We start from the raw sequence: 12,948 nt of genomic DNA, 5'->3' as shown, positions 1-12,948 counted from the left end.
CCCCCGCTCCGAAGGAGATCTCACGCATCGAAGGACTGGATTGAGCATCCGGTCCTTCAATGCGTGAGATCTCCTTCATTTCGCGCGCGCGGGCGGTCAGCGTCGATGCCGACCCTGTGCCACGGCCTCCATGATCACGGCCTGCACCTCATGCCAGCGCTCCACGATCTGCTCGTATCCGAACCGCAGCACGTGATAGCCGCGAAGCGTCAACTGCGCGTCATGGGCGATGTCGCGCGTGCGCTGCGCGCCGGTGTGCGTGGCCCCGTCGATCTGGACGACGAGCCGCTCCCCGATGAGCACGTCCACCCGCCTGTCATGGACCCACGCCTGCGGAAGCATGGGGATCTTCAGCCACCGGAGGCGCGAGAGGAAGATCGTCTCCAGCCCCGAATCGGCGAACGGTCGCGCACGCTCGAGCAGTTCACGCGCCGCGGGCGGGAGCTCGAGTTCTCGGAACATCTCGAGGTCGATCAGCCGCGCGTTCAGCGCAGACTCCCAGACCACGAGGGCGGTCTCGAACGGCTGGCACTGCGCGATGAGGCAGAGGATGTTCGGGATGCCGTCGATCGTCGCGTCGGGGTCACGGGCGATCACGGGCTGCGACCAGTGGACGACGATGTGCGACGGAACGGAGACCCTCGCGGCGTTCGGCCGCGCGACCACATGCAGCTCGGCCTTCCGGGTCCCCTCTGGCACTGCCGGCCTCTCGGGCACCCAGAGTCCCGCGCGCTCGGCGGCAGTGACGCAGCTCAGCAGCACACCGCGGGAGATCGCGCCGACGAGCAGTGCATCAGCATCCGGAAGAGCCACCCAGTCGCGCCGGAGCGTCTTCACGAGTCCGACCTCCTTCGCCCGCCGGAGAGAATGGGCGCGCACCCCCGCCGCGCGAAGCGTGCTCACACGGGCGATGCCCCCTCGTCGTTCGAGCTCTGCGACCGGATCCATCCGCCCATCGTGCCGAGGCCCGTCGACGGGCGGTCCCCGGGTCGACGCAGAGTGGGGAGAGCCCACACCGATCGCATCCCTGTGCAGACTCGGTGACCAGACCCCACACCCACACCCACCCACACCCGCACGCGCGGATGGCGGCGCGGAGCACCCGTATCGAAGGAGTTCTCACGCAACGAAGGACGTGACCCCCTCTGCCGTCCTTCGTTGCACGAGATCTCCTTCGATACGCGGCCCGCCCGCCCCACCGCGCGCCGCCGCCAACCCCCGCCCGGATACGCAAGAGGGGCGAGGATCCGAAGATCCTCGCCCCTCTGTCTGCTGAGACTTACCAGCTCGACTTGGTGACACCGGGCAGCTCGCCACGGTGTGCCATGTCACGGAAGCGGACACGCGAGATGCCGAACTTCGTGAGGACACCGCGGGGGCGGCCGTCGATGACGTCGCGCGAACGCACGCGAGCCGGCGACGCGTTGCGCGGCAGCTTCTGCAGGCCGACGCGTGCGGCCTCGCGGGCCTCGTCGGTGGCGTTCGGGTCGACCAGGGTCTTCTTCAGCTCGGCGCGACGCTCTGCGTAACGCTCGACGATGACCTTGCGCTGCTCGTTGCGAGCGATCTTGCTCTTCTTAGCCATTGATCAACGCTCCTCTCGGAATTCGACGTGCTGACGGACGACCGGGTCGTACTTCTTGAGCACGAGGCGGTCAGGGGTGTTGCGGCGGTTCTTCTTGGTCACGTACGTGTAGCCCGTACCTGCCGTCGAACGCAGCTTGATGATCGGACGGATGTCCTGAGCCTTCTTGGCCATTAGAGCTTCACACCCTTCGCCTGGAGGTCCTTGACGACGTTCTCGATGCCGCGGACGTCGATCACCTTGATGCCCTTGGCGGACACGTTGAGCGTGATCTTACGACCGAGCGAAGCGACGTAGTAGGTCTTCTTCTGCACGTTCGGGTCGAAGCGGCGCTTCGTCCGGCGGTGCGAGTGCGAGACGTTGTGACCGAAGCCGGGAACAGCTCCGGTCACCTGGCACACTGCTGCCATGATGGTGACTCCTTCTATACCGTGAGGCCGGACGGCCTCACCCAAGATCCCTTGTCTGCGCGCCACCCCACACGGCCGATCACTCGGCAGAAGGAGGGGGAGCACACGAACTACGCACAGGAGTGTGCGCAGACAAGGAGTCAGTTTAGCACGGCACCGCGTCACACCCGGACGGCCTCGAGCAGCAGCGCCGCCCCCGGAGCCAGGAGCGGCAGCGGCACCCCCACCGATGCGAGGAACGCGCCCGTAGCCTCGATGCCCTCACCCAGCCATGCCGGGTCGGCGACCTGATGACGCGCGACCCCTCCGAGGTCGTCGCGCACCCGCAGACGGTACCGCTCCCCCGCCTGCAGCCCGGGGATGCGCGTGCGCGGCGTGAAGGCATCGACCGACGCACCGAGCCGCACCCACGCGAACACGCCCCGCGAGCCGTCACCGGCGACGACGCCGTGCAGCAGCGTCTCGTCGTCGACCTCGTCGCTGCGCACCGTGACGCCCGAGTGCAGCAGCGGCCGCAGCTCGCGGTAGAGGGCGGTCCACCGCGACAGCATCTCGCGCTCCTCCGACGTGCATCCGGTGAGGTCCCACTCGATGCCGGCATGACCGAACAGCGCGGTGGTCATACGGAACGACAGCGAAGCCGCGCGAAGCGTCGTCTCGGCGACCGCCGGGCCGACGTGCGAGCCGACGAGCTCGGGCGGCACGAGGGTGCCCGTCCAGCGCTGGATGCGCTGTCGCTCGATGGGGTCGTTCGAGTCCGACGCCCACACGCGCTGCGTGCGCTGCAGCACGCCGAGGTCGACGCGTGCGCCGCCGCTCGCGCACGATTCGATCTCCAGCGACGGATGCCGCTCGCGCAGCGCATCGAGCAGGGCGTAGAAGGCCGCCGTCTGCGTGTGCACGGCCGCGCGGCCCGTGCGCGGCGACACTGCTGCGTGCAGGTCGCGGTTGTGATCCCACTTGATGAAGTCGACGCCGATCTCGGCGACCAGGGCGTCGAGACGCTCGAGCAGATACGCCGCAGCATCCGGATTCGTGAGGTCGAGCGCCTTCTGGTGCCGCCAGGTGGGCGAGTCGGGCGATGCCTGCAGCACCCAGTCCGGATGCTGCGCCGCGAGGTCCGACACCGGGTTCACCATCTCGGGGTCGAACCAGAGGCCGAACTGCATGCCGAGCCCGTGCACGTGGTCGGCGAGCGGACGGAGACCACCGGGCCACTTCGCGTCGTCGATGTACCAGTCGCCCAGACCCGATCGGTCGTCGGGACGGCCGCGGAACCACCCGTCGTCGAGCACGAATCGCTCCACCCCGACGGATGCCGCGACGTCGGCGAGCGCGCGGATCTTCGCGGGGTCGTGGTCGAAGTACACCGCCTCCCAGGTGTTCAGCACGAGGGGACGCGGGGTCGTCGGGTGGGCCGCGAACGCCCGCACGGTCGAGTGCAGTCGGGCTGACACCGAGTCGAGACCGCGGTCTCCGTAGGTCAGGAAGATGCGCGGCGAGACGTAGCTCTCGCCCGCCCCGAGCCGGATCTCGCCCGGCAGCAGCAGCTCTCCCCCGCCCAGCACCGCGCCGTGCACCCCCGCCCCCTCGGGAAGGCGTTCGACGCCGACCTCGAGGTCACCGCTCCAGGCGACGTGCGCGGTCCACAGTTCTCCCCGGCGGAAGCCGAAGCCGTCTGTGCCGACCGCGGTCAGGTAGGGCGCGTCGTGTCCTCCACGGCCGCGACGCACCTGCCGCAGGTGCGCTCCGTGTCGCAGGGCGCCGCGTTGGGGATGCCGCTCGCCCGTCCAGCGACCCGTGTGGTCGAGCACCTCGGTCGCGTGCGCGGGGATCGGCAGCAGCATGCGGGCGGCCGACAGGTCGAGCGGCTCCGCATCGGGGGACGCGGTGCTCGCGACGGAGAGCTGCGCGATGAGCACTCCCGCGGCATCCAGCTCGAGATCCAGGACCACGGATGCTCCGGCGGCGGTGTCGGCGAACTCCGCGCGCACCGACGTCGACGCCGTCGTCCACTCGACCGACCGCAGCAGCGGCGCGCTGTGCAGTCCGCCGCGATGCCAGGCGAGCGCCGGTGCACCCGACCATCCATCGGCCTCGACGGCGAGCAGCGGGAAGACGCGAGGCTCGTCGAACGAGCTGAACGTCACCGAGCCGGTCGCCGAGCCTGCGAGCGCGTCGAGGTCCGCGGGGTCGATCGCGGCACCCCAGTGCAGCAGACGCGCGGTCGTCGTGTCGATGACGACGCTCACGCCGGCCGAGGTCAGGTGGACGAGTTCGCTCATGTGCCGCTCCAGACGGGTCGCAGACGAAAGGGAGGCCCGCCCGTGAGCATACGGGCGAGCCTCCCAGGGATCACTACTCCGTGACGGGGATCGATGCGGCCTTGAGCGCGTCGATCGTCGACGACTGGCCCTTCTCGATCGCCTCGAGCAGGGTGCCGTTGCCCGACACGGCCGCCTTGAAGCCGTCGGAGACGTCGGCGTAGGTCTGCGTCATGGTCGGACCCCACGCGAAGTCGGGCGAGACCTGCGTCGCCGCGTCGGCGAAGACGTCGTAGATCTTCTGTCCGCCGTAGAAGTCCACACCCTCGGCGTAGACCGGCAGCGTCAGGCCGTCGGTGGTGGCCGGGTAGAGGTTGGCCGCCTCGGCGAGGGCGGTCAGCGCCTCGTCCGACGTGTTGAGCCACAGAGCGAACTTCGTCGCCTCGTAGACGTGCTCACTGCCCTTGAGCACCGCGGTCGACGAACCGCCCCAGTTGCCGGCGGCCGATCCTCCGGCCTCCCACTGCGGCAGCGGTGCGACGGCCCAATTGCCCGCGGTGTCGGGTGCGCCGCTCGAGATGGAGTTCGCGCCCCACACGGCGGAGTTCCAGGTCCAGACCTCGCCCGAGTTGTAGGCGTTGTTCCACTCGTCGGTCCATGCCGGCACCGTCGCGACGAGGTCGTCGTCGAGCATGCCCTGCCAGTACTCGGCGACCGTGGTGGTCGCGTCGTCGGCGAGGGTCACGGTCCACCCGGCGTCGTCGCTCGAGAACCACTGCGCGCCGTCCTGCCAGGCGAAGCCCGCGAACTGGTTGATGTCGGACTGCGAGAAGTTCGTGATGTAGCCGCCGAGCTCGCGGATCTTCACGGCGGCCTCACGGTACTCGTCCCACGTCGTGGGGATCGCGATGCCGTTCTGCTCGAACAGGTCGGCACGGTAGAACAGTCCCATGGGACCGGTGTCCTGCGGGATGCCGTAGACGCTGTCGGTGCCGAGAGTTACCTGGCCCCAGGCCCAGTCGACGAACTGATCCTCGGCGGCCACGACGCCTTCGCACGCGCTGAGGTCTTCGACGCCGTCCTGCACGAGGAAGTTCGGCAGGGCGTCGTACTCGATCTGGCCGAGGTCGGGGGCGTCGCCCGCCTTGATCTGGTTGAAGAAGTTCTGGTACGTGCCGCCGTTGCCGTTGGGGCCGGTCTGCACGTCGACCTGGATCTCGGGGTTGGCCTCGTTCCAGATCTCCACGACATCTTCGATGCCGGGGATCCAGGACGTGAACTCCAGCGTGACGTCTCCGTCTGCCGGGGCGCAGGAGGCCGCGGCGTCGCCGCCTCCTGTGCTGTCTCCGCCGCCGGCGGAGCAGCCTGCGAGCGCGAACGCCGAGATGGCGAGGACGGCGGCCGCTGCCTTCTTCTTCGAATGCATGTCGATCCCTTTCGTGGATGCGAGGTGGTGCGTGTGTGGGTGTGGTGATGCGGGTGTGTGGTGCGATGCCGCGCGCACGGTGCCGCGCGGCGGCCTGCTCACTTCAGGGCGCCGGCGCCCAGTCCGTTGCGCCAGAAGCGCTGGAGCAGGAGGAAAGTGACGATCAGCGGGATGACCGACAGCAGAGCGCCGATCAGCACGAGACCGCGGAGTTCGGGCAGCTGGTTCAGCTGGTTGTTCCAGTTGTAGAGACCGAAGACGACCGGGAAGAGGTCTTCGCTGCGCAGCATGATCATCGGCAGGAAGAAGTTGTTCCAGATGGCCACGAACTGGAACAGGAACATCGTCACCAGGGCCGGGGTCATCAGGCGGATGCTGACGGTGAAGAACGTGCGGATCTCCCCCGCTCCGTCGAGCCGACTCGCTTCGAGCAGCTCGTCCGGCACCGATGAGGCCGCGAAGATCCGCGCCAGGTAGACGCCGAACGGGCTGACGATCGAGGGCAGGAACACCGACCAGAACGTGTTGGTGAGCTGCGCCTGGCTGAAGATCAGGAACAGCGGCAGCGCGAGAGCGGTGGCCGGCACGAGCACGCCGCCGAGCACGATGTCGAACATGAGGTCGCGGCCCGGGAACCGGTACTTGGCGAGGGCGTATCCGGCCATCGCGGCGAGCAGTGTCGCGATGGCCCCGCCGAGCGCGGCGTAGAGCACCGAGTTCAGCAGCCAGCGCAGGTACACGCCGTCGCGATACGCGAACAGCTCGGCGATGTTGTCGAACAGGTGGAAGTCGGCGAACCACAGCGGCGCGGTGGTCAGGATGTCGCCGGTCTCCTTGCTCGACGCGACGAGCAGCCACCACAGCGGCAGCAGGAAGTAGACCGTGAACACGGCCATGATCAGCATGGCTCCCGTGCGGGAGATGCCCGATTCGCGGGCGGCCCTGCCGCGCGAGCCGACGCCGCGCGACGAGCGGCCGGGGGCGACGATCGACATGGTGCTCATGCGTTCTGCTCCTTGCGCTGCATGTACTTCATGAACCCGAACGACAGCACGAACGTCGTCACGGCGAGCACGACCGAGAAGGCGGCCGCCAGGTTGGTGTTCGGGATGGATGCCGTGGCGTACACGGTCATGTTCGGGGTGAACGTGCTCGTCACCGCCGAGCTGAACGAGCGGAACACCTGAGGCTCGGCGAGCAGCTGCAGGGTGCCGATGATCGAGAAGATCGCGGTCATCACGATCGCCGGACGCACGAGCGGGATCTTGATCGACCACGCGATGCGCCACTGGCCCGCACCGTCGAGGATCGCCGCCTCATACAGCTCCTGCGGGATCGACAGCAGCGCCGAGTAGATGATCAGCATGTTGTAGCCGACGTAGACCCAGGTCACGACGTTCGCGATCGACCACAGCACGAGGTCTGCGCCCAGGAAGTCGATGTTCTTCGTGATGGCGGTGAACGGCGAGAGGTTGGGCGAGAACAGCGAGCCCCACATGATCGCCGCGATGACGCCGGGCACCGCGTAGGGCACGAAGAACGCGAGACGGAAGAAGCGCTTGCCGCGCACGAGCGGCGAGTCGAGCAGCAGCGCGAACAGCAGCGCCAGGCCGAGCATGACCGGCACCTGCACGACGCCGAAGGTCAGCATCCGCCCCATCGATGCCCAGAACGCCTCGTTCTGGAAGACGAGCACGTATTGGGCGAAGCCGCCGAACACCTGCTCGGCCTTGCCGAACGTGCCGTCGCGCTCCACGACGAGCAGGGACTGCCAGAACGCGTAGGCGATCGGCACGACGTAGAACAGCGCGAACAGCACGCCGAAGGGGACGATCAGGAACGCGATGGCGCCCTTGTGCGGGATGCGGCGGCGGCGACCGGGCGCGGCCTGCGCCGAGCCGACCGCCGGGGCGGTGAGCGTGGTGGTCATACATCCTCCTTGATGATGCGGACGGCGCCCGCCGGGACGACGCCGGTGGCGGGGGCGTCGGTGACGAGGTCGTGCCCCGAGACGGGGATCTCGGCGGCGGACTCGCCGTGGTTGATCACGAAGACGAAGGTGCCGGCCTCGCCCGTGCGGCGCACGATCTCGATGTCGCGATCCGCGCCGGGGTGAGCGGCGACGCCTGCGGTCTCGGCGAGTCGTGCGACGAGGTCGCGATAGGCGATGCGGTCGGGCTGCGTGGCGACGAACCACGCCTCGCCGTCGCCCACCGTGCGGCGGGTCAGTGCGGGCTCACCCGCCGAGGGGCCGTCGGCGAACGACGCGACGACCTCGGCATCCGTGGCCTTCATCCGCTCGGTCCAGACGGAGCCGGTCGTGCCGTCGGTGAGGAACACGCTCTCGCCCGGGAGCAGCGGCGCGAACTCCTCCGATCGGATGCCCAGGAGATCGCGGAATGCGCCGGGGTAGCCGCCCGTCCGCACGCGATCCTGTTCGTCGACGATGCCGCTGAAGAAGGTGATCAGCGCCGTCGCGCCGTTCTCGACGGCTCGGGCGATCGCGGCGGCGTCGTCGTCGGTGATGAGGTGCAGCGCGGGCACGATGAGCAGGCGGTAGCCCTCGAGGTCACCGCCGGGGCGCACGACATCGGTGGTGATGCCGGCATCCGACAGTGCGGCGTGCGCGGCGTGCACCTGACCGAGGTACGTGAGCGCCTCGCTGGGGCGCCCTTCGTTCTCGGCGGCCCACCAGCTCTCCCACGAGAAGAACAGGGCGGCATCTGCGGCCACGCGGGTGCCGGCGACCGCGCCGAGGCGGTCGAGCAGACCGCCGAGCTCCACGACCTCGCGCCACTGGTCGGAGTCCTCCCCCGCGTGCGGCACGAGGGCGGTGTGGTACTTCTCGGCCCCCTGGGTCGACGCGCGCCACTGGAAGAAGCAGATGCCGTCGGCGCCGCGCGCGACGTGCGCGGCGATGTTGCGCTGCAGCTCGCCGGGAGCCTTGGGGAGGTTGTAGGGCTGCCAGTTCACCGCGCCGGTCGAGGTCTCCATGAGCAGCCAGGGGTCGCCCTGCGCCAGACCGCGAGTCAGATCGGCCGCGAACGACAGCTCCCCTCGCGCGTCGTGGAGGCGACGGTCGAGGTAGTGGTCGTTGGCGATCAGATCCATCTCGCCCGCCCACGTCCAGTAGTCGAGGTTGCGGATGTGCGCCGTCACCATGAAGTTCGTCGTCACCGGGATGTCGCTGCGCTCGCGAAGGATCGCGGCCTCGGCGCGGTAGAGCGCGAGCTGCTCGTCGGAGCTGAAACGCTGGAAGTCGAGGATCTGCCCGGGGTTGCGCAGCGACAGCGCCTGCCCCGGAACGCGCACGTCGTCGAAGTCGCTGTAGCGCTGACTCCAGAAGGTCGTGCCCCATGCGCGGTTGAGCTCGTCGATGTCTGCGTAGCGCTCGCGCAGCCAGCCGCGGAAGGCTTCGGCGCTCGCGTCGCAGTAGCAGAGGGCGTTGTGGCAGCCGAGCTCGTTCGACACGTGCCACAGCGACACCGCCGGGTGATCGCCGTAGCGCTCGACGACGCGCGTCACGACCTCGGCGGCGTAGGCGCGGAAGATCGGCGAGCTCGGGCAGTAGCCCTGACGTCCGCCCTGCTGGAAGACGGTGCCGTCTTCGCCGACCGGCAGGATCTCGGGGTGCTGCGCGGTCAGCCACGGAGCGGGCGATGCGGTGCCGGTGCCGAGGTTGATGCGGATGTCGGCGGCGTGCAGCAGCGCGATGATCTCGTCGAGCGCGCTGAAGTCCCACACTCCCCTGGCCGGGTTGATCGACGACCACCCGAAGATGTTGATCGCGACGAGTCCGACACCGGCCTGCTGCATGAGGCGCACGTCGTCGGGCCAGACGCTGCGATCCCACTGCTCGGGGTTGTAGTCGCATCCGAAGACGAGGCCGCGCCCTGTCGAGAGGGTGGCGATGCGGTCGGACACGGCGGCGGCCATCGGTGACGCTCCTTTGCGGTTCATGTGTGCACGTGCACAGCCTGCCGCATGAGAACAGCGGTCAGGATTTCTGTGAACGTGCACACATCGTCGCATGTCGTAGTGAATCCCGTCAAGTCGGGGTCGCTAGGCTGTCGACCATGAGCACTTCCGCGCGCCGTCGCAGCACCGTGCACGACGTGGCGCGTGTGGCCGGCGTCTCGCGCGGAACCGTCAGCCGTGTCATCAACGGCGGCTACGTGTCGGATGCTGCGCGCACCGCGATCGAGGAGGCCATCCGCGAGGTCGGCTACGTGCCGAACACCGCGGCGCAGAACCTCGTGCGCCAGCGCACGCAGGCCATCGCCTTCATCGTGCACGAGCCGCACGCGCTGTTCCTCGAAGACCCCAACATCGGCGCGATCATGCTCGGCACGAACGAGACGCTGTCCGAGGCGGATTACCAGATGGTGTGCCTGGTGGTCGACTCCGAGCGCGACACCGAACGCGTCGCCCGCTATCTCAACGGCGGCTTCGTCGACGGCGCCGTGATCGTCTCGGCCCGCGCGCAGGACCCGATCACCAAGGCCGTCATGCGGCTCGATCTGCCCGTCGCCTACGTCGGCCACCCGCCCGACGTGGATGCCGCGTGGGTCGGCGTCGACAACCGCGGTGCCGCACACGCCGTGACCTCACGACTGCTCGCGACAGGGCGCACGAAGGTCGGCATGATCGCCGCGGCGCTCGACCGCGACTCCGGGACCGATCGTCTCGCCGGCTTCACCGACGCCGTCGGCGATGCCTTCGACCCCGATCTCGTCGAGGAGGTGCCGCTGTACTCCTACGCCGACGGCGCCGCGGCCATGACGCGTCTGCTCGAGCGCGTTCCCGACATCGACGGGGTCTTCGCCGCATCCGACGCGGTCGCCGCCGGCGCCATGTGGGCTCTGCGGGAGGCGGGGCGGCGCGTGCCCGAAGACGTGGGCGTGGTCGGCTTCGACAACAGCTCCTGGGCCACCCGCACGACCCCTCAGCTGTCGACCGTCGACCAGCCGGCACAGGGGCTCGGCGCGGCCGCCGCCGCATCCGTGCTCGCACAGCTGCGCGACGACCAGCGACCGCGTGAGGGCATCATGCTGCCGACGCCCGTGGTCTGGAGAGACTCGGCCTGAGAGACGGGCTCAGGCGAGGCCGAGGGACGCCGCCTGAGCGCCCCTCCCCCAGCGGAACGACGACACCGTCGGGTCGGCGGAGATCCAGAAGCGCCACGGGAACGCATCCGTTCCGGCGACGCCCGCGACACCGACCCGCGGTCCGCTCGCGACGTCGACGACCGGCTCGTCGCGCAGCCACAGCTCCGCGCGGGCGCCCTCGAAGTCGGCTCCGGAGACCGCGTCGATCCCGTCGTGGATCGGATGCCGCAGCCCGGATGCCTGGCCGAACCGGCCCGGCCCGCGAGCCAGGTCGCGCAGCGCGGTCGCCCGGAGCGGCAGGGCCGCACCTCGGCGCACCGCCGCCGCGTCCAGCCCTCCGATGACCTCGCCCGCACGCAGCAGGATTCCGCCGGCCTGCCCCTCCGGTCCCGACACCACGTTGACGCACGAGTGGATGCCGTGGCTCAGGTACACGTACAGGTGCCCCGGCTCACCCCACATCGTCGCGTTGCGCGCCGTGCGCCCCATGCGCGCGTGGGAGCCGGGGTCTGCCTCGGGGCCCGTGCCCTGCCCGTGGTAGGCCTCGACCTCGGTGAGTCGCAGGCGCACCTCGACCCCCGCCACGACCGTGCGCAGCTCACCACCGAGCAGCATCGGTGCGACCTCGACCGGCAAACCGCGCAGCTCGGCGCGGGTCGCTCGATGCAGCGCTTCCGACGACATGGCGCCTAGAACTGCGGAGCCGTCTGGCACCACGAGGCGTCGAACCCGGTGAGCGCGACGAGCTCGTCACCCGAGCGCAGATCGATCAGGTGCGTCTCCATGTTCTCGGGCAGCGGCAGCAGCATCTGGTCGTAGGGGTTGTCTGCCAGATCGGGGGCGATCACGACGGCCGCGTACTGTCCGCTCGGCGAGGCGCAGGCCTGCAGGATCGAGTCGGTGGAGTCGACCTCGACCAGCGGCGTCGCGGCACCCTCGTCGTTCACCTTGATGATGGCCTGCCCGCTCGGCACCCCTGTCTCGTCACGCGCGACGACGTGGCGCAGAGTGCCGCCGGGGAACGGGGTGATCGTCGTCGCCAGGCCGTAGTCGGGCGACGATGCCGCGAGCGGCTGCTCGGATCCGTCCGCGAGGTTGAGCTCGACGACAGTTCCGTCGAGTCGCTCGACGATCGCCGTGTAGGTTCCGCGGCTGATGCCCTGGATCGTCGTGGCGAGACCGAGCGACTGCACACCGGCGTCCGTCGAGCGGTCGACCAAAGACAGCGCTCCGTCGAAGTCGATGAAGAGCACGGCAGAGCTGTCGGGCACGAACTGCCAGACGAAGATGTTGGCCTCCTCGCCTCCGACCTCTGTGACCACCGGCTCGTCGTCTCCGCTCAGCGACTGCGTGACCAGCACGCTCGCGCGCCCTTCCGTGTCGCTGAGCTCCTTGTCGGAGTAGCTGTAGCCCACGTAGCCGCCGCGCTCCGAGACCTGGATGGCTCCGACGTATCCCTCGCCGGGCAGCTCGAGCTCACGCGGGTCGGAACCGTCGCGGTTCATGACGAGCAGCTTCGAGCCGTCCTCCTCCTCGAGCGACACGACGAGCTGAGTGGACGTCGCGCGGAAGTCGTTGATCCTGTCGGCGGAGAACACCGCCACCGCCTTCTCGCCCGTGAGATCCGTGCGGAAGATCGAGTCCTCGCCGTCGACGTCGCGCCGCAGCAGGAAGATGTTCGACGCGGGGGTCGTGAAGCTCTCGGTCAGAGTCGCCGTCGGACCGCCGCCCGCACCCTGCACGTCGGCGATGCTCACGGTGTACTCGGTGTCGTCGTCGAGCGGCACGGTGAAGCGGATGCCGACGCCGCGGCCGGCTGCATCGAGAGTGAACGGCACCGCGGGGTCGACCGTGACCTGCGATTCGTCGATCGCGGTGAGCGACTGGTTCGCCGTGAGGATGAGGCGACTGCCCGAGGCCTCGATCGCCTGCGCGGGATCGACCTGCACCTCGGTGATGCGGGGCCCCTGGGTGAGGCTCAGCACCCCGAGACCCCCGCCGACGAGCACCAGGATGCCGAGCACGACGCCGAGCGCGAGGATGAATCGGCGGTCGCGTGGCGCCGCGTTCACGGGGTCGGGCTGCGCAGCGGCGTCACCTTCGCTCGTTGAGCGAGCCGCAGGCGAGACGAAACGCGGTTCCGGCTGCGCAGCGG

Annotated in this window: 12 protein-coding genes; 1 reads left to right on the top strand and 11 read right to left on the bottom strand. The window is 69.3% G+C overall.

Going from position 1 to position 12,948, the window contains the following annotated elements; translation table 11 throughout:
• Positions 1-96 precede the first annotated feature (96 nt).
• The 9 genes from RWO82_RS12445 to RWO82_RS12405 all read right to left on the bottom strand — a co-directional run bounded on the left by RWO82_RS12445 (position 97) and on the right by RWO82_RS12405 (position 9,621).
• On the bottom strand, positions 97-948 hold the full coding sequence (locus RWO82_RS12445) for a DUF559 domain-containing protein (RefSeq protein ID WP_314427503.1): 852 nt from the start codon (positions 946-948) through the stop codon (positions 97-99).
• 331 nt (positions 949-1,279) lie between these two features.
• Positions 1,280-1,585: a 30S ribosomal protein S14 gene (gene rpsN / locus RWO82_RS12440; RefSeq protein ID WP_017829734.1), complete on the bottom strand. Its 306-nt coding sequence runs from the start codon at positions 1,583-1,585 to the stop codon at positions 1,280-1,282.
• A gap of 3 nt (positions 1,586-1,588) precedes the next feature.
• Positions 1,589-1,759: a 50S ribosomal protein L33 gene (rpmG, locus tag RWO82_RS12435; RefSeq protein ID WP_194762289.1), complete on the bottom strand. Its 171-nt coding sequence runs from the start codon at positions 1,757-1,759 to the stop codon at positions 1,589-1,591.
• Positions 1,759-1,995, bottom strand: coding sequence for a 50S ribosomal protein L28 (gene rpmB, locus RWO82_RS12430; protein ID WP_194762288.1), 237 nt, complete (start codon positions 1,993-1,995; stop codon positions 1,759-1,761). Before rpmB ends, rpmG begins: the two co-directional genes overlap by 1 nt.
• Positions 1,996-2,156: 161 nt before the next feature.
• The gene (locus RWO82_RS12425) at positions 2,157-4,280 is read right to left on the bottom strand and encodes an alpha-galactosidase (RefSeq protein WP_314427492.1); all 2,124 of its coding nucleotides are present in this window, start codon (positions 4,278-4,280) and stop codon (positions 2,157-2,159) included.
• Between the two features lie 73 nt (positions 4,281-4,353).
• Positions 4,354-5,685, bottom strand: a complete 1,332-nt coding sequence (locus RWO82_RS12420) for an extracellular solute-binding protein (RefSeq protein ID WP_314427490.1) — start codon at positions 5,683-5,685, stop codon at positions 4,354-4,356.
• Positions 5,686-5,783: 98 nt separating this feature from the next.
• On the bottom strand, positions 5,784-6,689 hold the full coding sequence (locus RWO82_RS12415; RefSeq protein ID WP_399540825.1) for a carbohydrate ABC transporter permease: 906 nt from the start codon (positions 6,687-6,689) through the stop codon (positions 5,784-5,786).
• Positions 6,686-7,615, bottom strand: a complete 930-nt coding sequence (locus tag RWO82_RS12410) for a sugar ABC transporter permease (RefSeq protein ID WP_314427487.1) — start codon at positions 7,613-7,615, stop codon at positions 6,686-6,688. Before RWO82_RS12410 ends, RWO82_RS12415 begins: the two co-directional genes overlap by 4 nt.
• Complete coding sequence (locus tag RWO82_RS12405) at positions 7,612-9,621, bottom strand: beta-galactosidase (protein ID WP_314427484.1); 2,010 nt, start codon at positions 9,619-9,621, stop codon at positions 7,612-7,614. Before RWO82_RS12405 ends, RWO82_RS12410 begins: the two co-directional genes overlap by 4 nt.
• Positions 9,622-9,761: 140 nt before the next feature.
• On the opposite strand from RWO82_RS12405, the gene RWO82_RS12400 reads away from it, so the two are divergent.
• Entirely contained in the window at positions 9,762-10,772 is a 1,011-nt protein-coding gene (locus tag RWO82_RS12400) for a LacI family DNA-binding transcriptional regulator (protein WP_314427481.1), read from the top strand.
• Positions 10,773-10,781: 9 nt separating this feature from the next.
• Here RWO82_RS12400 and RWO82_RS12395 read toward each other — a convergent pair whose 3' ends face one another.
• On the bottom strand, positions 10,782-11,477 hold the full coding sequence (locus RWO82_RS12395) for a DNA-3-methyladenine glycosylase (protein ID WP_314427477.1): 696 nt from the start codon (positions 11,475-11,477) through the stop codon (positions 10,782-10,784).
• A 5-nt stretch (positions 11,478-11,482) separates the two neighbouring features.
• Positions 11,483-12,948 (bottom strand): Ig-like domain-containing protein (locus RWO82_RS12390; RefSeq protein WP_314427476.1); only part of this gene is annotated, 1,466 nt, incomplete at its 5' end.

Source organism: uncultured Microbacterium sp., from assembly GCF_963521645.1.
Classification (GTDB): Bacteria; Actinomycetota; Actinomycetes; order Actinomycetales; family Microbacteriaceae; genus Microbacterium.
The sequence above is the reverse complement of the archived record's forward strand: the minus strand, read 5'-3'. Positions and strand labels throughout refer to the sequence as shown.